The sequence below is a fragment of the Streptomyces sp. NBC_01803 genome (genome assembly GCF_035917415.1).
In the GTDB taxonomy this organism is placed as follows: Bacteria; Actinomycetota; Actinomycetes; order Streptomycetales; family Streptomycetaceae; genus Streptomyces.
Window position 1 is genome coordinate 2,065,136 of record NZ_CP109073.1, and the last position, 21,328, is coordinate 2,086,463.

At 73.6% G+C, this 21,328-nt stretch carries 17 protein-coding genes and 1 pseudogene; 6 read left to right on the forward strand and 12 right to left on the reverse strand.

The features are described 5' to 3' along the window. Positions 1-80: 80 nt before the first annotated feature. From OIE51_RS08790 to OIE51_RS08820, 7 genes and pseudogenes are all read right to left on the reverse strand, one after another. A complete protein-coding gene (locus tag OIE51_RS08790; RefSeq protein WP_326596713.1) occupies positions 81-1,412 on the reverse strand; it encodes an aKG-HExxH-type peptide beta-hydroxylase in 1,332 nt (443 codons plus the stop codon). After that, the gene (locus tag OIE51_RS08795; RefSeq protein ID WP_326596714.1) at positions 1,409-2,590 is read right to left on the reverse strand and encodes an FxsB family cyclophane-forming radical SAM/SPASM peptide maturase; all 1,182 of its coding nucleotides are present in this window, start codon (positions 2,588-2,590) and stop codon (positions 1,409-1,411) included. The genes OIE51_RS08790 and OIE51_RS08795 overlap by 4 nt, the downstream gene beginning before the upstream one ends. 144 nt (positions 2,591-2,734) lie before the next feature. After that, positions 2,735-2,992: a hypothetical protein gene (locus OIE51_RS08800; RefSeq protein WP_326596715.1), complete on the reverse strand. Its 258-nt coding sequence runs from the start codon at positions 2,990-2,992 to the stop codon at positions 2,735-2,737. A 149-nt stretch (positions 2,993-3,141) separates the two neighbouring features. Then, positions 3,142-6,471: an SAV_2336 N-terminal domain-related protein gene (locus tag OIE51_RS08805; RefSeq protein ID WP_326596716.1), complete on the reverse strand. Its 3,330-nt coding sequence runs from the start codon at positions 6,469-6,471 to the stop codon at positions 3,142-3,144. A 6-nt stretch (positions 6,472-6,477) separates the two neighbouring features. Next, positions 6,478-7,539, reverse strand: coding sequence for an AAA family ATPase (locus OIE51_RS08810; protein WP_326596718.1), 1,062 nt, complete (start codon positions 7,537-7,539; stop codon positions 6,478-6,480). Between the two features lie 288 nt (positions 7,540-7,827). Continuing rightward, entirely contained in the window at positions 7,828-10,059 is a 2,232-nt protein-coding gene (locus OIE51_RS08815) for a VMAP-C domain-containing protein (protein WP_326596720.1), read from the reverse strand. A 23-nt stretch (positions 10,060-10,082) separates the two neighbouring features. Next, positions 10,083-10,472, reverse strand: a pseudogene (locus OIE51_RS08820) (CU044_2847 family protein); the annotation flags it as partial. Between the two features lie 75 nt (positions 10,473-10,547). Here OIE51_RS08820 and OIE51_RS08825 point away from each other — a divergent pair. The 3 genes from OIE51_RS08825 to OIE51_RS08835 all read left to right on the forward strand — a co-directional run bounded on the left by OIE51_RS08825 (position 10,548) and on the right by OIE51_RS08835 (position 12,530). Beyond that, a complete protein-coding gene (locus OIE51_RS08825; protein ID WP_326596721.1) occupies positions 10,548-10,724 on the forward strand; it encodes a DUF6104 family protein in 177 nt (58 codons plus the stop codon). Between the two features lie 113 nt (positions 10,725-10,837). Beyond that, positions 10,838-11,704, forward strand: coding sequence for a DUF4097 family beta strand repeat-containing protein (locus tag OIE51_RS08830; protein ID WP_326596723.1), 867 nt, complete (start codon positions 10,838-10,840; stop codon positions 11,702-11,704). Position 11,705: 1 nt separating this feature from the next. Continuing rightward, positions 11,706-12,530, forward strand: a complete 825-nt coding sequence (locus tag OIE51_RS08835; protein WP_326596725.1) for a PadR family transcriptional regulator — start codon at positions 11,706-11,708, stop codon at positions 12,528-12,530. 337 nt (positions 12,531-12,867) lie between these two features. Here OIE51_RS08835 and OIE51_RS08840 read toward each other — a convergent pair whose 3' ends face one another. Continuing rightward, a complete protein-coding gene (locus tag OIE51_RS08840; protein WP_326596727.1) occupies positions 12,868-13,830 on the reverse strand; it encodes a zinc-binding dehydrogenase in 963 nt (320 codons plus the stop codon). Between the two features lie 83 nt (positions 13,831-13,913). Between OIE51_RS08840 and OIE51_RS08845 the strand changes: the two genes are divergently transcribed. Beyond that, positions 13,914-14,423, forward strand: a complete 510-nt coding sequence (locus tag OIE51_RS08845) for a GNAT family N-acetyltransferase (protein WP_326596728.1) — start codon at positions 13,914-13,916, stop codon at positions 14,421-14,423. 320 nt (positions 14,424-14,743) lie between these two features. Then, entirely contained in the window at positions 14,744-15,916 is a 1,173-nt protein-coding gene (gene argJ, locus OIE51_RS08850) for a bifunctional glutamate N-acetyltransferase/amino-acid acetyltransferase ArgJ (RefSeq protein ID WP_326596730.1), read from the forward strand. A gap of 5 nt (positions 15,917-15,921) precedes the next feature. Here argJ and OIE51_RS08855 read toward each other — a convergent pair whose 3' ends face one another. From OIE51_RS08855 to OIE51_RS08865, 3 genes are read right to left on the reverse strand one after another with little or no spacing between them, the layout of a single operon-like run. Further along, on the reverse strand, positions 15,922-16,689 hold the full coding sequence (locus tag OIE51_RS08855) for an amino acid ABC transporter ATP-binding protein (RefSeq protein WP_326596731.1): 768 nt from the start codon (positions 16,687-16,689) through the stop codon (positions 15,922-15,924). Then, positions 16,686-17,717 carry an amino acid ABC transporter permease gene (locus tag OIE51_RS08860; RefSeq protein ID WP_442811886.1) on the reverse strand — a complete coding sequence of 344 codons (1,032 nt, stop codon included), beginning with the start codon at positions 17,715-17,717 and terminating at the stop codon, positions 16,686-16,688. The genes OIE51_RS08855 and OIE51_RS08860 overlap by 4 nt, the downstream gene beginning before the upstream one ends. Before the next feature lie 5 nt (positions 17,718-17,722). Then, positions 17,723-18,673: an ABC transporter substrate-binding protein gene (locus tag OIE51_RS08865; RefSeq protein WP_326596733.1), complete on the reverse strand. Its 951-nt coding sequence runs from the start codon at positions 18,671-18,673 to the stop codon at positions 17,723-17,725. A 553-nt stretch (positions 18,674-19,226) separates the two neighbouring features. Here OIE51_RS08865 and OIE51_RS08870 point away from each other — a divergent pair. Then, positions 19,227-20,423, forward strand: coding sequence for an NAD(P)-dependent malic enzyme (locus tag OIE51_RS08870; RefSeq protein WP_326596735.1), 1,197 nt, complete (start codon positions 19,227-19,229; stop codon positions 20,421-20,423). A gap of 73 nt (positions 20,424-20,496) precedes the next feature. Here the strand turns inward: OIE51_RS08870 and OIE51_RS08875 are convergent, their stop codons facing one another. Beyond that, complete coding sequence (locus tag OIE51_RS08875; protein WP_326596736.1) at positions 20,497-21,240, reverse strand: class I SAM-dependent methyltransferase; 744 nt, start codon at positions 21,238-21,240, stop codon at positions 20,497-20,499. Between the last annotated feature and the right edge of the window lie 88 nt (positions 21,241-21,328).

Consider the following 21,328-nt stretch of genomic DNA (forward strand, 5'->3'; position numbering starts at 1 on the left):
GATCCGCCCGCGCTGTCTGTGCCGACGGGCCGTCAGGCGCTCTTGAGGGGAACATACACCGAGGCGCTGTCGGCTATGCGTCAACGACCGTGCTGACGCAGCCACAGCGTGCGGGCGGTGTCGACGTAGGCCCTGGCGCGCACCAGGTGCCCTTCGGGCGGGGCGGGGTCGCGCAGCTCCATGTGCCGTTCGGCCATGGCCCGGACGAAGACCCGGCCGGCCTCGGTGAGCCGGCGGGTGCCGGTCAGCGCCGGCAGGACGGCGCCGACCTGGGTCCAGCAGCGGGCGTGGGCGGCCCACGCGTGGTCGCGGTCGGCGGGGTCGTCCAGGGCGAGGGCGAGGCGCTGCCAGAAGTCGGCGAGGGCGAGGTGCGCGTACGTGCCGTGCAACAGGCCGTCGAACGGGCGCGGGTCGGGGCGCCAGGGGGCCCAGTGGCGGGCCTGGGGGCCGACGACGGCCAGCGGCATCAGGTCGCTGAGCGCGGTGAGCTTGAGGTGCTGGATCTCGTGGGCGAGCCCGGCGGCGAAGTACGCGGGACTGGGCGGCTGGGTGGTCATGACGGCGCCGAACGCCCGGGAGCTGATGCCGCCGGAGCTGGCGGCGGGCGGCGCGGTCAGCGGCACGATGCAGTCCAGCAGGGCGAGTTCGGCGGTGCGGGCGGCTCCGGCGAGGGAGACCAGGGGCAGCGCCTCGCGCCAGAGGGCGGCCCAGTGGGCGCGCTCCTCGGGCCGGAGCACGTCGCGGGCCTCGACGCCCGCGGCGCCGCCGCGGTAGACGAGGCGGCCGGGGTCGAGGTCGTCCAGGAGAACGGGCCGGGGGCCGCCGTCGAGGGTGTGCAGGGGCAGCCAGCGGGGGTCGTCGGAGTGCCAGGCGCCGGTGGGGTCCTGGCGCACCTCCGCGGGAGCCCGGCCGGCGGCGGTGATGACCAGCCGGTCGCCGTCGCCGACGAGTCGGGTGGGGGTGCCGTCGGGGTCGGGGCTGCGCAGGGCGCCGAGGGTGGGCAGGGTCAGACGTCCGCCGTGGGTGACGACCCGGGTGGTGAAGCGGAGGCCGGAGCGGGCCGCGACGGCGCCGGCGAGGGAGCCGAGGTGGGCGAGGTTCTGGTCGGTGCCCGGGTCGGCGCCCGACTCCAGCCACTGGACGCAGCGTTCGGCCCAGGGACCGGTGAGCGAGTAGAACAGGACGCGGCGCGCGGACTCGGGGGCGACCCGTTCCGCGGCCTCCAGAAGGCGGGCGTGATCGCGGGCGTGCGCGGCGGCGGGGCCGGGGGTGGCGTCGACGGCGTCGAGCAGGATGCGCAGCAGCAGCAGGCGCTGGGTGTGCTGGCTGACGGCGAGCCGGGCGAGGGTGGCGCCGCCGCCTTCGGCACGGCCGAGGTCGCGTATCTCCCCGGTGGTGAGCGTGGCGGTCATGGCCCCGCCGCCCGGCGCAGAGCGGCGGTGATGTGCCGGATGAGCCGCTGGAGGTCGGCGCAGTAGACCGAGGGATTGCGGAATCCGTGGCCGTCGCGGTAGCGGTGGGCGTAGTGGCCGCCGCCGCAGACCTGGACCAGGGGACAGCTCCGGCAGGTGTCGGCGAGGGCGGCCAGGCCGGTGTGGCGGGCGGTGACGCCCGGGTGGGCGAGCGCGTCGTCGAAGGAGTGGCGGAAGACGTCGAGGCCGGTGGCGGCGGCGCCCGGGTAGGCGGTCTTCAGTGAGTCGACCTGTTCCACGCCGCCGTCGGTCTCCACGACGACGGCGGTGAACGGCTGGAGGCCCAGGCTCTCGGTGGCGGCCGGCAGGCCCAGTAAGAGGGCCAGGCACTCCTGGAAGAGCCGGATCCTGGTGCGGCGGCGGTCGGCGTGCCACCACAGGTCGAAGACGGCGCACAGCCAGTCGCCGTAGGGGGTGGGGCGCCCGGGACCGGCCGGGAGTCCGGGCGGGGGCCGGCTCCAGTTCCCGTGCGGGAGCAGGAAGTCGATGGCCGGCGGGGCCAGGCGCAGCAGCGACTCGTAGACCTCGGCCGGATCGGTGGCCGGATCGATGACGCCGAGCACCCCGGCGTAGGAGGCGCGGTGCGGCCCGGTGGCCAGCAGCCGGGCGGCCCGTTCCACGGCGGGCCAGGCGGGGCGTCCGGCGTGATCGACGCGCTGCCCGTTGTGGCGGGCCAGGCCGCCGTCGAGGCTGAGGCCGACGGTGATGCCGTGGGCCGCGAGGGTGGTCAGCGTCTCCTCGGTGAGGAGGACGCCGTTGGTCTGGAGGGTGACGTGCACCGCGCAGCCGGGCGGCACGCGGGCCCGGACCGCGTCCGCGAACGCGCCGAGGACGGCGGGGCCGGACAGCAGCGGCTCGCCACCGTGCAGCACGAGCGAGACGGCGGGCAGGCCGTGGGCGGTGGCGTGCTCGCCGATGCGGCGGGCGGTGTGGCGCAGGGTGCGGGACGAGGCGGTGACGGGCTGGTGGCGCCAGCCGGGGTCGGCGGCGAAGTACATATAGCAGTACCGACAGGCCAGGTTGCACCGGCTGTTGACCTTGACGACGAACTGCCGGAACGGCACCGGCGGCAAGCCGTCCGTCACCGGATCGCGGGCAGCTCGAACTGTCCCGTGCACGCCGCGCCGCCCCCCTCCTGGCTGTCCCACACAGTCCGGAAGAAGTTTTCCGGCGGTCACACCGCGCAAACCGGCGGTGCGGTCGTATGTCCGGTCAAGGACCTCGAAGGGCCGGAAAGTGCGCGAGGGACAGCCGGGGCGCGGTCAGCCCCCGACGGACCGGCCGGTGGCGAGCCCGGGGTCCGGCGCGGCGGGCAGGAAGTCGTCGCCCAGGTTCTGGTCGAACTGGTAGAACTGCCCGGCGCCGTCCTCCAGCACCCGTCCGCGCAGCTCCTCCAAGACCTCGCTGAGCACGGGGTGGTCGAGCCGGCGCAGCTCCGTGAGGCTGAGGCCGAGCAGGTCCGGCAGCGGCCCGGCGTCACCGCGGCGCTCTTCCGCGGTGTCGTGGGGGCGCGTCGTCATGGTTCCTCCCGATGGCTGAGGCCCAGCGGAGATTCCCGGCGAGGCAGCGGCGGAAACCCCCTCACCGCCACCGGCCTGCGCCCGCGCGCCGCCCGACCCGAGGTCCGGCCCCGGCGCCGGCACGAGGGCCGACGCCGGGGCCGACGCCCTCAACGCTGCCCCAGCAGCGCTGCCAGCCGCGCGGCCGTCGGGGCGGCGGCCTCCTCGCCGTCGGACAGGTGGCGCCACGTCCGCAGCGCCGCCCGGTAGGCGTCGGCCGCCGCCAGCGGGCGGCGGGCGGACTCGAAGACCACCCCGCGCTGGTGCAGGGCCCGCGCCGCCAGCCGGACCGGCTCGGCCGGGTCCGCCGGGTCGGCGTCGGCGGACTTCGCCGCCGTTTCGGCCCGGCGGTAGGCGTCCGCCGCCTGGTCCAGCCGCTCCGGGCGCCGGGTGTGCCGGTACGCCCTGCGGTGGGTCTCGCCCAGCTCGAACCAGGCCCGCGCCCGCGTCAGATCCGTCTCCGCGTCCGCCGCCGCCCGGCCGAACAGGTGCTCCGCCTCCCGCAGATCGACCAGGTCCACCGCCTCCTGGTACCGCGTCGTCAGCGCGCGGCCCAGCATCAGCAGCCGCTCCGGCAGCCGGGGGTCACCGGCCGGCGTCTCCATCCGGCAGTCCCGCAGCACCCGCACCGCCTGCGAGACGAACGGGCCGCCGTCCGGCAGCATGGCCCGCCGCAGCAGCGCGGCGCCCCACTCCTCGATCAGGTCGCTGTACTCCTGCCGATCCCTGGACACCGAACGGCTCGCCTGCTGGAACCAGCGCGCCGCCTCCTCCAGGTCCGACGCGACGCCCCCGGCCGCGAACCGGCGGACACACAGCCGCGCGGTCCTGATCAGACAGGCAGCCATCAGCTGCGGCTCCCGCGCCAGCAACCGGGCCTCGCCGACGGCCTCCGAGGCCACCGGCCAGTCCCGGTCGGTCAGCAGCAGCGCGTCCGCCAGGTCGAGCAGCGCCCGCGCCCGCGCCACGACCGGCGCGTTCTCCGCCTCCAGCGCCCAGCAGCCGCGCCGCAGCGACCCCGCCGCCTGCCCGGCGTAGACGCTCGCCCGCTCGGCGTCCGGCGCCGCGCCGGCCAGCCGCAGCAGGGCGCGGCCGTGGGCCAGCGGCAGCCCGCTCGGCTGCGGCTCGTCGGCCGGCCAGGCGTCCGCGATGGCCTCGACCATGCCGACGCTCTCCTGGAGCGGCGCGGTGTCGCCGCCGAGCCGCCACTGCTCCTCCAGCACCTGGATGCGCTCCAGCGTGAGGTCCAGCGCGGAGCGCCGGTCGAGCCCCGGCGTGGCGCAGACGGCCGTGAACTCCCGGTCGGCGCGCCGCCACAGGTCCAGGGCCGCCTGGGTGTCCCCGGCCGCCCGCCGCTCCCCCGCCGCCACGTGCAGCACCCGGGCCAGCGCGGTGCGGGCGCGCAGCGAGCCGGGGTGCGCGGCGGCGGTGCGCGCCGCGTTCTGCGCCTCCGTCAGCAGCTCGGCCTCGCGCTGCGCCCGCCACAGCCTCAGCAGCTGCTCGGCCAGCTCACTCCACAGCTCCGGATCCGTGCCCTGCCCGGCGGCCCGCTGGCTCTCCGCGGCCTGCCGCAGCGTGCGGACCGCGTCGAGCTGGTGCTGCACCTTGCCGTCGGCGGCGAACCGCTCGGCCAGCGCGCGGGCCTGGGCGACCGCCAGTGACGGCGGCGGAACGTCCTCGCCCGCCGGGGCGGCGACCAGCGGCGCCTCGGGCAGGAAACGGCGCAGCACCTTCGCCGCGACCTCCGCGAACGGCTGCGGCAGCCGCTCCTGGGCGGGCTCCTCCGCCGGATAGGCGAGAGCGGCGGCCTCGGCCGGACCGCCCTCGCCGGACAGCTGGGCGAGGGCGAGCGCCGGGAAGTTGGGCCCGGTGCGGCCGAACCGCTGCTCGACATAGCCCGAGCAGTGCTTCAGCACCAGCAGCGCCTCGTCGTGGCCCAGCTCCCCCAGCAGCTCGTCGTGGACGCCGTCCAGGAACTCGTACCAGCGGCCGTCGCCGGCCGATCCCTCCTGGCGCCGCAGCAGGCCGCCGAGCATCACCTCGGACAGCTCGGCCGGACCCGAGTCGGGCAGCATGGTCCGCTGGACGAGCTGCATCACCGGCAGGAACAGCGGCGCCGCCGACAGATAGACCGCGAGCCGGCCGGCCACCGGGGAGGCCGTCGCCCGGAACCGGGCGACCAGCGCCGCCGAGGACCGCGGCGGCCCGTCCGGGCGGCGCGCGGACGCGGGCGGCTGGTCGGCCCGCACCCAGCCCACGGCGGCGGGCACCGAGCCGGCCCCCGGCCCCGACAGCAGCCGGGCCCAGGCGCCCAGCGACCCGGCACCGGGCGGCAGCACCGGCACCGGCACCGCGCCGGGGGGCGCGGGTCGCGCCGGGTAGCCGTTGGTCCCGGCCGTGAACCGCAGCCTGGCCGTGCCGGGCGAGCCCTCCTCGCGGTGCAGCACGCCGTGCTCGACGGGCAGCCGGGTGCGCGGCCACAGCCGTTCCGGCAGCGGCTGGACGACCGCGACGGGCGCGTGCCGGGAGAGCCCGTGCAGCAGCCGGTGCGCCGTGCCGTCGCGCCACAGCGGTCCGGTGCAGTCGCTGACCACGACCGTCAGGCGACGCCCGGTCGGGTCCTGGAGCTGGCGGGCGGGGCGCAGCGGCGCCTCGGCCGGGTCGAAGCGGCGGCTGACGGAGGGGCTGCCGTCCGGCGAGACGTGCAGGTAGTGCACCTGGATGTCGCGGAACGCGCCGAGCCGCCCGAACACCTCCGCCAGCTCGCCCAGCATCCGCTGCCACACCCGCATCGCGGGCGCGGCGTCCATCAGGAGCTGGAGCTCGGTGTGCGCGCGGGTCTCCGCCAGGAAGGCGGGCGTGAGCAGCCCGCCGGCCCGCGCGGTGCGTTCGACCGTCTCCCGCTCGTCCAGGTCCGCGCCGGCCGCGCGGCGCGGCGGGCGGCCCGGCGGCCGGTAACGCTGCAACGGCCGCAGCGCCCGCTCCAGCTCCAGCAGACCGGGCAAAGCCCTGGCCTCGGGCACCCCGATCCGCAGCGCGTCCTCGGGCAGCCCGGCCGCCCGCTGCCCGGAGCCGGCCGGGTCGGCGTAGATCCGGACCGTCTCGTCACCGGTGCGCGGCCCCCGGCCGTCGGCCGGTCCCGTCTCGGGGGGCGTGCGGGCCGGGTCATCCGCCGCGCCGTGCGACGGGGCGCGGGGGTCCCCATACGCCGTGTGGGGGACGGACGGGCCGTCGCCGCCTGCTCCGCCGGGCGCGCCGGCGCCGTCCGTGCCGTCGGCCCCGGCCGTCCCGTCCGCCGTGCCGGAGGCGAACGGCCGGGAGAACTGCGCGAGCCACAGGGCGTCGGCGAGCTCGGCCCAGTCGGGGTCGAGCCCGGCGCCGCGCAGGGCGCGGATGAGGGTCGCCAGGTTGTCCCGCCGGGGGGCGGCGGCGTCGTCCATGGCGGCCTACCTTGGCCGGTCGAGGCGCTGGATCAGCATGTCGGCCAGTCTGTCGCGGGTGGGCGGCTCGGCGTGGTGGGTGAGATAGATGGCGTTGAGCAGCTGATCGGTCGCGAGCTGCTCTGTCCGGGAGCGTTCCAGGAAACGACCGATCAGGTCGTCACCGACGCGCGCCAGCTCGTCCCCCAGGTGGGCGCGTACGACGGTGGCCAGCCGCTCGTGGTCGGGCCTGCCCAGCTCCAGATGGATGCAGCGGCGCAGCAGCGGGGCCGGGAAGTCCCGCTCGCCGTTGCTGGTGAGGACGACGAAGGGGAAGGCGTTGCACCGGATGCGGCCGTCCCGGACGGTCACCTTGGCGCCGTCGTTCGTCAGCACCTCGACCTCCGGCTCGCGCTCGGCTATCCGCTCCAGCTCGGGGATGGCGAATTCGCCCTCCTCCAGCACGTTCAACAGGTCATTGGGCAGGTCGATGTCGCTCTTGTCGAGCTCGTCGATCAGCAGCACCCGGGGCTTGGCGGTCGGCAGCAGCGCCGTGCCGAGCGGGCCGAGCCGCAGATAGCTGCCGATACCCCCCGTCACACCGGCCGCCGGCCCGCCCGCGGCGCGGCTGCTGGCCGCGATCTGGGTGTCCTGGAGACGGGCTATCGCGTCGTAGTGGTAGAGCCCGTCGCCGAGCGTGGTGCGGCTGACGATCGGCCAGTGCAGCAACCGGCCGAGGCCCAGCTCGTACGCCACGGAGTGCGCGAGGGTGCTCTTGCCCGTGCCGGGGCTGCCGGTGACCAGCAGCGGGCGGCGCAGGTAGAGCGCGGCGTTGATGATCTCCAGCTCCTCGGCGCTGGGCCGGTGCATCTCGGCCAGGTGCCGGTAGGCGCCGAGACGGCGCGTGGAGGCGCTGTCCGTGGCCGGTCCCGGGGCGACGAGAGGCTGCCCGTCGAAGTCGCGCCACGGCGGGGGCTTGGGCAGCGAACGGATGCCGTCGTGCGGCTCCCCGGCGCCCCGGTAGATCAGCCACTCACCGGGGGCGGAGCTTCCCCCGGAGCCTTCCGGAGTCTCGTCAGACAGTGCCACAGCATGCTCCTCGTCGCTCGATCGCCATCCGGACCGCGACCACGCCCCCGACCGTAGTCGGATCAAAAGGCCGCGCACAGTGGATAGTTGTCCGACTTCTCGCCTGGTGCGCGCGGCTTGCCCCTCGCCCGCCCGCCACGCCTCCCACGAGCCGCCGGTGGTCTTCTCCGGACCCCGGCCCGGCGGCCACGCGGACGCCGCTCGCCAGCCCCCGGCTCGCTGCCCCGCCCACGCGGCGAAAGCCAGCACCCCAGCGCACCCACGGCCCAGCGGCCACGCGGACGCCGCTCACGGGGTCTCCAGCGGATCGTCCGTGCCCGGCAGCGGACGGCCGGGATCGTCGTAGAGCAGGGAGAGGCCCCGGGACCACGAGACGTCGGGGACACCGAGTCCGAGGGCCGAGCGGAGCTGCCAGAGGGCCGTGGGCAGAAGCCTGGCCTGGCCGGCCATGCCCACCGTGCGCGTCACACCCCGGTGGAAGTCGTCGCAGTCCCGCTCCCGGTCGGTGTCCTCGCGGCGCCACAGAATGACGTTGTACCCACTCGCCATCACGCGATGCAGCGCGGCCGGCTCTCCGCCGGTGGCCGGGGTGTGGCACATGACCGGCACGGTCGCCGGGTCCCGCCCGATCAGCCCGGCGGGCTGCGGCAGCGGACGCGCCCGGCCGTCCGCGCAGTCCAGGACGTCCGGCTCCATGCGGCCCGCGTGGATCTTGGCCCAGCGCGTCTGACGCAGCGCGTGCAGCTCCTCGCTGTCCTCGGCGTCGGGCACGGGGTTGGTGCAGCGGATCACGACCGGGCGCTGCTCGCCGAGCGGGCTCGCGTCGGGCGCCAGCCGCCACTCCTCGACCGGGAAGCCGAGCAGCGCGTACGGCAGGGCGACGTGCAACGCCACCGGCTGGTCCGGCTCGTCGCCACGGCGGAACGCCTCCGCGAGCGCCACCCGCAGCCGCTCGGGCGGCTCGTCGGGGCCGACGGCGCGGAAGTCCTCGTCGACGGAGGTCAGCTCGCCCGTGGTGCGCGCCGCGCACACCCGCCAGTCGTACCGGCCGCGCTCCCAGGCGCGGGGCGTGATCTCCAGCAGCACATACGGCTGGCCGCCCACCTCCGCGAAACCGTCGCCGCCGGCCGTGTCCTGGAACCCGGCCGCGAGGTCCCAGAGCCCGGCGGCCGAACCGGTGATCGCCGGGGTGACGTCCAGCCCGAAGTCTTCCGGGTCGAGGTCCTGACCGAAGTCCTGACCGAAGCCCGAACCCGGGTCCAGCCGCGGGGCCGCGCCCCAGCCGGCCGGAACACCGTCCCGTTCCCCGAGCCGGGCGTCCTGCTCGGAGCGGAGGTTGTGCCGGAACCAGCGGGGCAGCTCCGCGCTCGCGGCGGCGGTGCCGTGCACCCAGTCCAGCAGCCGGGACTCGGCCTCCGGCGAGGCGGCGGGGAACGGCCGTTCGGCGGTGGCGGCGTACATCGCGTAGCGCAGCACGGCCTCCAGCTCGGTGACGCCCTGCCGCAGGTCGTACAGCAGGCCGAGCCCGTCGCGCCAGCCGCGCGGCGCGGGCAGCGTGCCCTCGTACGGCCTGCCGCGCAGCGCGGTCAGCGTCTCGTCCAGCCGCCGGGTCGAGACCGGCGGCGGCAGCTCGGCGAGCAGCCCCAGCAGCTCGACCCGCTGGCCGGGCGTGAGGGCGCGGCCGGCGGTGCCCCGCACCTCGATCTGGGCGTCCGTCCAGGTGCGGTCGGTGATCTGGGCGTCGCGGTGCCGCTCGGCGTGGTGCCGGTCGTGGGCGTGCAGAACGCTCTGGTACAGGTCGTCGTGCTCGTCCAGGACCTGGCCGACGGGCGAGGGCAGGCGGCGCAACTGCACGACGGAGGACGCCAGTCCGCCGTCGCGGCCGATCGAGCGGCGGGCCTTGAGCACGCCGATGACCTCGCCGCGCCGCAGGTCCACGACCGGGCCGCCGGAGGCGCCCTCGGGCACCTCGTCCTCGTTCCCCAGCTTCATCAGGCCCTCGGAGCCCAGCTCGCCCCTGATCGTGCACCGGCCGCTGACGTCCTCGGCGAAGCCGTCGCCGACCTCGGCGGAGCCGAAGAACGCGACCTCGCTGCGGGTGAAGACCTTCGCGGTGCGCTCGCTGAGCCAGACGCAGGAGTGCGGGATCGGCTCCAGCAGGCGGATGAGCGCGAGGTCGGGCGCGGGCCACAGGCCGCCGCCGGGGTGCTCCTCCGGCTGGGCCCACTCGACCCGGCCCCGGACAGGGCGCTCAACACCTTGGACGGTCAGCCCCACTTCGCGCCTTCCTCCCTCGCCCCTTCCCCCGCTTCCCCCGCGAAGTGCCACATGGGCGCAGGTGAGCACCCAGCTCGGAGCGACGAAGAAGCCACTGCCCCAGGGCCGCGAAACCCGCCCGGTCCCGTCATACCCGGTCGGCGCCTCATGGATGCGTACCGTCGCCTTCGCGGCGAGCGGCGCCAGGGTCTCGAAGGGGTCCACGTCCAGCGGCTGCGCGCCCCCGGTGTCACCCCATGTCATGCGGCTCCGCTTCCCAGGTCCTTGGGCGGCCCGCCCTGCCAGGTCAGGGTGACGGTGATGGCGCCCTTGGCCTCGCCGTCCGCCAGCAGGCCCACGATCTTGCCCGCGCGGGCGGTGAGTTCGATTCCGAACGTGACGCTGACCTCGTCGGGCCTGGCCGCGCGCAGTCCTTCCGCGACGGAGGCGGCGACACCCGTGATCAGGTCGCGCAGGCTCTCCATCTGGGCGGTGGCGCGGTCGGCGAAGCCGGTGTCGGAATATCCGAGGCCGCTCGGCGGCGCGGCCGGGCCGGGCACGCTGACCTGCTCGGCCTGCCCGGCACCCGAGACCCTGGCCCAGACCGGGGTCCCGTCCGGCAGGCTGATCCGACTGATTCCGCTGCTCATACGACCCCCCGTCGCCGCTGTGTGCATGCAGGTTATCCGCCGCTACCGTCCGCTGCCTATCCTGGCTTTCCCTTCCCCGCCCCGTCCTTTCAGGAGCACGTCGTGTACTTCACCGATCGCGGTATCGAGGAACTCGCCCAGCGGCGGGGGCAGGAGGAGGTGACGCTGGAGTGGCTGGCCGAGCGGCTGCGGATCTTCGTCGACCTCAACCCGGACTTCGAGATCCCGGTCGAACGCCTCGCGACCTGGCTGGCCCGCCTGGACGACGAGGACGAGTAGGCCGCCGCCCGGCCCCGGAGCCGCCGTCCGCTTGCCACGCGCTCCATCGCGATATATCGTGTTCTTCAGAGACGCGATATATCTTCGTGTGCCGCTCTTCCGGGGAGGTTTCCATGGCGGGGAAGTCCGAGTGGTCCATCACCGAGCCGCGGACCCTCACCTTCGACGACCACCGCGTCGAGGAGTTGAGCGTCCGCGTCGTCAACGGCACGGTGAATGTCGTGGGGACGGACGATCCCGTCGCCCGCGTCGAGATCTCCCATGTCGAGGGTCCGCCGCTGATCGTCCAGGCCGCCGGTGGCCGGCTGACCGTCGCCTATGACGACCTGCCCTGGCAGGGCTTCCTCAAGTGGCTGGACCGGAAGGGCTGGCGCCGCTCCGTCGTCGTCTCGGTCTCGGTGCCCGCCGCGAGCCGGCTCACGGTCGGTGTCGTGGGTGCCTCGGCGGTCGTCAGCGGGATCGCGGGCCGCACGGACGTCCGGGGCGTCAGCGGCGACACCACCCTGGTCGGGCTCGGCGGCACGGTTCGCGCCGACACGGTCTCGGGCGACATCGAGGCCCAGGCGCTCGGCGGCGAGCTCCGGTTCAGCTCGGTGTCGGGGAATCTGACGGTGATCGACAGTCAGGGCCCCAGTCTGCGCGGCGAGTCGGTCAGCGGGGACATGATGCTCGACCTGGCCCCCTCCAGCCTCCCGCCCGACATCCGGCTGAACACGGTCTCGGGCGAGCTGGCGCTCCGCCTCCCCGAGCCGTTCGAGGCGCGCGTCACGGCGAGCACCGCCGCCGGAGGCGTGTCCTCCGCCTTCCCGGAGCTGCGGGTCGGCGGCGGCTGGGGAGCCAGGCAGCTCACGGGCACGCTCGGCTCCGGCACCGGAGCGGTCCGTTGCTCGACGGTCTCCGGCGCGATCGCGCTGCTGCGCCGCCCGCCCGCCGCCGACGCCGGCACGGCCGCCGCATCCTCCTCGCGTAAGGACGCCTGACATGGCTCCCGTCTTCGGCCACGGCCGTCTCCGCCTGTATCTGCTGAAGCTGCTGGGCGAGGCGCCTCGGCACGGGTATGAGGTGATCCGGCTGCTGGAGGAGCGCTTCCAGGGGCTGTACGCGCCCTCCGCGGGCACGGTCTACCCCCGGCTGGCGAAGCTGGCCGCCGAGGGCCTGGTCACCCACACCGAGGAGGGCGGCCGGAAGGTGTACTCACTGACGCCCGAGGGCCAGCGCGAGCTGCTGGCGCGCGGCGACGAGCTGACCGAGCTGGAGCGGGAGATCCGCGATTCGCTGGCCGCGCTCGCCGCCGACATCCGGGAGGACGTCAGCGGCTCGGCGCGCGACCTGCGCCAGGAAATACGGCAGGCCGCCGCCGCCACTCGCGCCACCTCGGGCACGAACGAGGGCCGGGCCCGCGTGCGTCGTGAGGCGAGCGACGCCACCCGGCACCACTTCGAGGAGGCCGCCCGCCGCATCCACGATCGTGTCCAGTCGCGCGCGGCCAGCGGCGACTGGCCGGGCGCGGTTCGCGAGAGCCTGGACGGCCTGAGCCACGAGATCGGCGGCTGGGCGCGCTTCGTGGAGTATTCCCCGGCCGCCCGGCCGGGCTGGGGCGCGGAGCCCACGGAGCCGGTGGACGACCCGACCCGCGAGTTGGAGCGGCTCCTGGACAAGCTCCGCGACGAGGTCCGCGACGCGGCCCGGGACCACGGAGTCACGCAGGAATCCCTCCGCGAGGCCCGCCGCCACCTGTCCACCACCGCCGCCCACGTGGTCGCCCTGCTCCGCTCCCCCGACGGCAACGGCGACGGCAACGGCTGAGCGGAGTCCGGGCGGCGTTCACGGTTCGTCCTGCGGGCAAGGCGTGGAGCCCCGGGACGTCGGCCTGGCGCTCACCGTCATCGGCGCCTACCTCGGGCACTTCGACCATCTGTCCAAGAGCGGCAAGACACCCGTCAGTTCCATTTCGCCGCCACCGCCACCGCCGGTGTCGGCGTCGGCGTCGGCGTCGGCGTCGGCGGAACGGTCAGGCTCACCGAGAGCACGACGCTCACCGAGGGGCCGACCGAGCCGCCCAGGAGAAGGTCTCCGGCTCGGTGCGGGGCGTCCTGGCCACCTGGCACGAGCGGTCGGCCTGACTCTGCCAACGACCGGACCGTCACACAGTCAGGACGATCTTCCCGAACAGGTCGCCGCGCGCCATGCGTTCGAATCCCTCACGGGCGCGGTCCAGCGGGAGGACCGAGTCGATCACCGGGCGGACGCCCTTCGCCGCGCAGAAGCTCAGCAGGGCGGCCAGCTCGTTCTTGCCGCCCATCGTGGAGCCGACGACCTTCAGCTCCAGGAAGAAGATCCGGTTCAGCTCGGCGGACGGTGGCGCCTGGCCCGAGGTGGCGCCGGAGATCACCAGGGTGCCGCCGGGGCGCAGGGACTTGACCGAGTGCGACCAGGTCGCCGCGCCGACCGTCTCGATCACCGCGTCCATGCGGTGCGGCAGCCGCTCCCCCGCCGCGAACGCGGCCTCCGCGCCCAGCTCCACGGCCCGCTTGCCCTTCGCCTCGTCCCGGCTGGTGACGAAGACCCGCAGCCCCGCGGCGGCGCCCAGCACGACGGCCGCCGTGGCGACGCCGCCGCCCGCGCCCTGCACGAGCACGCTGTCGCCGGGCCGCACGCCGCCGTTGGTGAACAGCATCCGGTACGCGGTCAGCCACGCCGTCGGCAGGCAGCACGCCTCCTCGAACGACAGCTCCTTGGGCTTGGGCAGTACGTTCCACGCCGGGACGGCGACCCGCTCAGCGAACGTCCCCTGGTACTTCTCGGTGAGCAGGCTGCGGCGCTCCTTCGGCCCGACGCCGTGGCCACTCTCGCCGATGACGGAGTGCACCACGACCTCATTGCCGTCGGCGTCCACTCCGGCCGCGTCGCAGCCGAGGATCATCGGCAGGGCCTCCTCGCCCAGCCCGACGCCGCGCAGGGACCACAGGTCGTGGTGGTTGAGGGAGGCGGCCTTGACGTCCACCACCGTCCAGTCGGGTCGGGCCTCGGGGTCGGGCCGATCGCCCAGCTCAAGGCCGTTCAGCGGCTCGTTCCGGTCGAATCGCGCGGCGTAGGCAGCAAACATGCCCTCACGCTAGCCATAACGGACCACTCCATTCCAGAACCGCCGTCGAGGTGCGACGATTGCCACAGGGAGAGGGGGTTGGCATGAGCAGCGTTTTCCTGCGGCGCCTCAGCAGGTGGCAGGCCGAGACCGAGCGTGAGCAGATCGGGGACCTGTACGCGGAGGCGCATCAGGATGTCCCCGGCGTACGGGCGCTGTCGCGCGAGGAGTTCGTCCGCGCGTTCGTGGATCACGACCTGGGACAGCCGGGGTTCGACATGGTGGTGGCCAGCGATCCGAAGCTGGTCGGCTGCGCCTACGGCTTCCAGGTCTCCGACGTGCCCCTCGGCATCGCCGAGCTGGCCGCCGGCGGCCATGTGTTCCGCGTCGCCGGGCTGATGGTCACCCCCCGGCGGCAGCGGCAGGCGGTGGCGACGCGGGCCCAGAAGGAGTTGCTGGCGCGCGCCGGCGCATCACTCGGCCTGGCCCTGCTGGAGCCGGGCAACACCCCGGCCCGCGCGGCCTTCCAGTCCTGGGGCTGGGTCAAGGCGGGCCAACTCGCCCCCCACGACGGCGCCGCCCCCCTGGAGGCATGGGCACGGCTGCGTCACTGACACCAGGGCGAGGGGTGTAGGGCGGACTGGCCCGCAGTCGCCTGGCGGTGTCACCGGCTTCCGCCGGGCGCGCGACCCCCCGCCGCCCAGGACCGATCAGGACCGATCAGGACCCGATGAGGAGTCGATCAGGGTCCGTCCACGAGTCGGTGGCACGGGCGAACGACCTGGAGATCGCCAGGCCGGCGCGGCGTCCGCGACCCACCGCACGGCTCGCCCTGTGTCGGCCGCCGAGGACGCGCGGGGATGCCCCGGTCGAGGAGAGAACAGCCCGGGGTGGAGCTGGCCGGCCCCCGTGGGGGCATGCAAAGATATGCACCATGCCGCATAAATATCTGACGTGGCCCACGGGCTTCCGCGCCTACGCTGGCCACGGCGGGCTGCGTGAGCACGGTGACGACATCTCCGTCATCGCCTCCGACCGGCCGGCCGTCAGTGCCGCGATGTTCACCAAGAGCCTCTTCGCCGGACCGGCCGTCGCCCTCAGCCGCGCGCACGCCGCCGGGCGGCGGCTGCGCGCCGTGACCACGCTCGCCCAGAACGCCAACGTCGCCACCGGCCGCGAGGGCGAGAGGAACGCCGCCGAGGTCGTCGGCCGGGTCGCCGGCATCCTCGGGATACCGGCGGACGAGGTGCTCATCGGCTCCACCGGGGTCATCGGCCGCCCGCTGCCGATGGACACCATCCGCGCGCACTTCGACGCGGCGGCGGAGCGCGGTCTCGCCGCCTACGACGCGGGCCCGCTGGACGTGGCCCGCGCGATGATGACCACCGACACCCGCCCCAAGACCGCCGAACGCGCGGTCGGTCCGGCCCGCCTCGTCGCCGTCGCCAAGGGCGTCGGCATGCTGGAGCCGGACATGGCCACGATGCTGGCCTACGTCGTCACCGACGCGGCGCTGTCCCCGGCCGAGCTGGACGGCGCGCTGCGCACGGCGGTGGACCGCACATTCCACTGTCTGAGCGTGGACACCGACACCTCCACCTCCGACACGGTGGCGGTCATCGCCAACGGCGCGGCGGGGCCGGTCGATCCGGCGGAGTTCGCCGCCGCCCTGGCCGATCTGTGCCTGGACCTGACCCTCCAGCTCGCGCGCGACGGCGAGGGCGCCACCAAGCTGCTGCGCGTCACGGTCGAGCGGGCCGTCGACCCGGCGCAGGCCAAGCGCGTCGCCAAGAGCGTGCTGAACTCCCCACTGGTCAAGACCGCCGTGCACGGTGCCGACCCCAACTGGGGCCGGGTGCTGATGGCCATCGGCAAGAACACCGACGAGACGACGATCGCCCCGGACAAGGTCAGCGTGCGCTTCGGCGCGGTCGAGGTCTACCCGGACGAGCCCGGCCCGGACACCCTGGCCGAACTCACCGCCGCCATGCGGAAGGACGAGGTGGACATCGTCATCGGACTCGGCCTCGGACAGGCCGCCGCCACGGTCTACGGCTGCGACCTGTCCGCCGGATACATCCGCGTCAACGCCGACTACACGACCTAGAGGACCTAGAGGACCTTGGAGAGAAACGCCTGGGTGCGCTCGTGGCGCGGGTTGCTCAGCACGTCCCGGGGGCGGCCCGACTCCACGACCACGCCCTCGTCCATGAAGACCAGTGAGTCCCCGACCTCGCGCGCGAAGCCCATCTCGTGCGTGACCACGATCATGGTCATCCCCTCCTCGGCCAACCCCCGCATCACGTCGAGGACTTCACCGACCAGCTCGGGGTCGAGCGCCGAGGTCGGCTCGTCGAAGAGCATCAGCTTGGGGTCCATGGCCAACGCCCGTGCGATCGCGACACGCTGCTGCTGACCGCCGGAGAGCTGGGAGGGATAGTTCTCCATGCGGTCGGCCAGCCCGACCCGGTCCAGGAGCTGTTCGGCCCGCTGCCGCGCTTCCGCCCGGCGAAGTCCCTTGACCTGCATGGGCGCTTCCATGACGTTCTGCGCGGCGGTCATGTGCGGGAAGAGGTTGAAGCGCTGGAAGACCATGCCGATGTCGCGGCGCTGGGCGGCGACCTCGCGCTCCTTCATCTCGTAGAGCTTGTTGCCCTTCTGCCGGTAGCCGACGAGCTGCCCGTCGACGTACAGGCGGCCCGCGTTGATCTTCTCCAGGTGGTTGATGCAGCGCAGGAAGGTGGACTTGCCCGACCCGGAGGGGCCGACGACGCAGAACACCTCGCCGGTCCGCACCTCCAGGTCGATGCCCTTGAGTACCGGGATCAGGCCGAACGACTTGTGGACGCGCTCGGCCTTCACCATCGGCTGACCGCTCATACGGTGACGCCTCCCACCTTGTTCTTCGGGCGGAACGACGTGAGCTGCGCCCGGACCCGCTGCCACGGCGTGGGCGGGAGCTGGCGGCTCGACCCCTTGGCGTAGTAACGCTCCAGGTAGTACTGCCCGACGCTGAAGATCGTGGTCAGGATCAGATACCACACGGTCGCCACCATCAGCAGCTCCATCACCGCGAGATTCCGGGAGCTGATGGTGTCGGCGGCCCGGAACAGCTCCTCGTAGTAGATGACATACGCCAGCGACGAGGTCTTGAGCATGTTGATGAACTCGTTGCCCGTCGGCGGAATGATCACCCGCATCGCCTGCGGCAGGATGATCCGGCGCGTGGTCTTGGCACCGTTCATGCCCAGCGCGTGGGCCGCCTCGGTCTGCCCCTGGTCCACGGAGAGGATGCCCGCGCGGGCGATCTCCGCCATGTAGGCGGCCTCGTTGAGGCCGAGCCCGAGGAGGGCGGCGACGAACGGCGTCATGACGTCGTTCATCTCGTCCTTGTAGAAGCCCAGGTTCAGGGTGTCGAAGATGTACGACAGGTTGAACCACAGGACGAGCTGCACCAGCACGGGAGTGCCCCGGAAGAACCAGATGTAGCCGAAGGCCACGCTGGAGAGCACCGGGTTCTTCGACAGCCGCATCACGGCGAGCGTCACGCCGAGCCCGACGCCGACCAGCATCGACAGCAGCGTGATCCACAGCGTCCGGCGCGCGCCGTCGATGATCGTGTCGTCGTCCAGATACTCCCCGACCACGCCCCAGTCGATGTCGGCGCCCGCGAACGCCACGACCAGCAGGGTCAGCAGCCCGACCACGACGACGGCGCTGAACCAGCGGCCGTAGTGGCGCACCGGGACGGCCTTGATCAGGTCCCGCGAATCGGCCGTCCCCCCCGCGGTCTTGCCGAGCCCGCCGGGCCTCCTGGCCCTCGGGAACCGGCCCGGCCGGGCGGGCGTGCCCGGCTCGTTCGGCTCGTTCGGCTCCCCCGGCTCATTCGACTTGTTGACGTCAGGCACGCGCGTCACTCGCCCGCGTTGATGGTCGCCTCTTCGATGGCCCCGGCCTCGGCACTCCAGTCCGCCAGGATCTCGGCGTAGGTGCCGTTGTCGATGATCTCCTGCACCGCCGCCTGGAGGGCGTCGCGCAGCTCGGTGTTCTCCTTCGAGACCGCGATGCCGTACGGCGCGGCGTCGATCTGGTCGCCGACGACCTCGAACAGGTCACCGTCGCCCGCGGTCAGCTCGTTGTAGAGCGCGACGGGGTAGTCGGTGATGACGGCGGCGGCGCGGCCGGTCTGGAGCGCGGTGATCGAGTCGGTGTCCACCTCGCTGATGAGGGGATCGATCGGGTCGTCGCACTCCTCCTGCTGGGCCTCGACCAGGTCGGCGTTGGCGGTGCCCTGCTGGGCGGCGACGGTCATGCCGCACAGGTCGGCCAGGGACTCGATGCCCTCGGGGTTCCCCGCCGCGACCAGGATGGCGGAGCCGGCCTGGAAGTAGTTGACGAAGTCGGCACCGCCCTCGGCGTCCTCGCTGGCGCCTTCCTGGCGCTCCTTCGTGTCGGTCATCGCCGACATGATGACGTCGTGGCGGCCGTTGTTCATGCCCAGGATCAGGCCGTCGAACGTGCCGTTCTCGAAGGTGAAGTCCACTCCCAGGACTTCACCCAGCGCGGCGGCGATATCGGGATCAATGCCCGTAATCTGGTCATCCTCGTCGATGAACTCGATCGGCGCGTAGGCGATGTCCGAGCCGACGTTGATCTCGCTGGCCTCCTGGATGTCCGCGGGCAGCAGGTCGAAGAGCGGGGCTTCCGAGCCGACCGACTCCTCGGGGGTGTCCCCGCCGCCGGTGTCCCCATTGCCCTCGTCGTCGGTCTGGTCGCCGCACGCGCCCAGCAGCAGCGAGCCGGCGGCGACGAACGCCCCGATCGCGGCGAGGCGTCGGGAGCGACGGGTGGAACTGGGAGTCATGGCCTGGTCCTCCTGGGGTGGCGGATGGTCCGAGAGGTCGGGCACGCGTCTTCGGGTGTCACGACGGGGTGCGGTTGTGCGCGGGTGTGGGTTTTTCAATGGAGGCATCCTGCCACTCGGCGCCCCCCGTTCAGCCTCCCGGAACGTCAAGATCGCATAACGGACACCGGGTACCGGTCACCGGGAGTGAGCAACTCGTCCGGCGTCGCGCGGTTCTCAAAGGGGCGTGATCCGGGGGCGCGCAGCGTGAGAGATGCATCACGCATAGGGCGGCTCCCCAGTAAGCGGAATCGCGCGCGGGTAATACCCCACTGGCCACAAGCTGCCCGTTTTCCGTACCCGCGGAGAGCGGGCGTTCATCGTCCCGAACCGAATCAACTCGTACCTAGCTGATCGATCAGGTAAAACAACCCGATACACCCCTCACCCGGGGACCTGGGCTCGTGTGCGACGCGCCCGGCGTCCGCTGCACACCCTCGCGGACGTGGTGCCCGCCCGTTTCCCGACCGGGGAGCGGCCACCAAAACAGTGATGCAGTAAAGGGGTTCCTCCAGTGGCTTCCGAGATTGTCAATCCCCGAAATGATCTCCCGGATACCGGGGTCGATCCGGCGTTCGCGTTGCACCGCGGCGGCAAGATGGCCATCCGCATGACGGTGCCGCTGCGTGACGCGGACGACCTCTCCCTGGCGTACACGCCCGGGGTCGCCCGAGTGTGCAGCGCGATCGCGGAGCAGCCGGAGCTGGTCCATGACTACACCTGGAAGTCGCAGGTCGTCGCCGTCGTCACGGACGGCAGCGCGGTGCTCGGCCTCGGGGACATCGGTCCCGAGGCGTCCCTGCCGGTCATGGAGGGCAAGGCCGTCCTCTTCAAGCACTTCGGCGGTGTCGACGCCGTCCCGGTCGCGCTCGACTGCCGCGACCCCGACGAGCTGGTCGAGACGATCGCGCGGATGGCGCCCTCGTTCGGTGGCATCAATCTGGAGGACATCTCCGCCCCGCGCTGCTTCGAGATCGAGCGCAAGCTCCAGGAGCGCGTGAGCATCCCGGTGTTCCACGACGACCAGCACGGCACCGCCGTGGTCACCCTGGCCGCCCTGCGCAACGCCGCCCGGCTGACCGGTCGTTCGATGGACTCGCTGCGGGTGGTGATCTCGGGCGCGGGGGCGGCCGGTGTCGCCATCGCCAAGATCCTGCTGGGGGCGGGCGTCGGCGACGTGGTGGTCTGCGACCGCAAGGGCGTCGTCTCCGCCGACCGTGAGGACCTCACGGACGTCAAGCGGGAGCTGGCCGCCCTCACCAACCGGGCCGGGTTGACCGGCTCGCTCGCCTCGGCCCTCGACGGCGCGGACGTCTTCGTCGGCGTCAGCGGCGGAACGGTCCCCGAGCCGGCGGTCGCGAAGATGGCGTCGGGGGCGTTCATCTTCGCCATGGCCAACCCGGACCCGGAGATCCACCCGGTCGTCGCCGCCCGTTACGCCTCGGTCGTCGCCACCGGGCGCAGCGACTACCCGAACCAGATCAACAACGTGCTGGCGTTCCCGGGCATCTTCTCCGGCGCCCTCGCGGTCCGCGCCTCCCGGATCACGGAAGGCATGAAGCTGGCCGCCGCCGAGGCCCTCGCGGCGGTGGTCGCGGACGAGCTGTCCCCGTCCCGGGTGATCCCGTCCCCGTTCGACGAGCGCGTCGCCCCGACGGTGGCGGCGGCGGTGGCGGAAGCGGCCCGCGCGGAGGGCGTGGCCCGCGTCTGAACCGCCGTCACCAGGCCCCGGGGGAACGGGACACCCCCGGGCCCTGAGTCCGAGCTCCCGGTGGGGGACCGGCTCAGCGCAGCGCCAGCACCAGGGCGTCGGTCACGGAGGCCCAGGCCACCGTGACCTCGTCGAAGCCCGCCGCGCGCAGCGTGTCCAGATGCCAGGTGACCGGGAGGATCTCCCCGTCCGCGTGATCGCCGTAGATCTCGAACCGCTGCCGCGCCTGCTCCGCCAGCTCGGGGGCCGTCGAGACCACGCGCCACCACTCCTTCCAGTCCAGGACGCCCACCGCCTTCTCCCGCGCCTGCCGCGCCTCGGTGAAGGCGCGCTCGGCGGCGTGGACGCGGGGCGTGGAGTCGCCCGGCATGTGGTCGGCGTTCATCACCACGCCGCCGGGCCGCACGACGTCCGCGAGCTGCCGGTAGAGCGTGCGGAGCTGGTCCGCGGTGAGCCAGTGCAGCGCCGTGGCCGTGAGCACCGCGTCGTACGAGTCGTACGGCAGCCGGGCCGTCCACTCCGGGTCCGTCAGGTCGGCCGTCACGAACTCCACCCGGCTCTCGCCCTCGAACGTGCCGCGCGCGATCGTCAGCAGCGCCGGGTCGAGGTCCACACCGGTGCTGACCGCGCCGGGGAACCGCCGCAGCAGCCGGGCGCTGATGCTGCCGGTGCCGCAGGCCAGGTCCAGCACGCGCGGCTGGTCGCCGACCTGCGCCTCGACCGTGTCCAGCATGACGCGGAACCGCTCCTCGCGGTCCGGCAGGTGCCACTCCTGCTGCCGGTCCCAACTCTCCTGCCATGCCTGCCAGTCGGTCATACCCGCCCCTCTCAGTAATAGACACTTCGCGTCGCCACCCATTACTAGTACGCTGCTGACCATAGGGCCGCACCTGTAAGGAACGCAA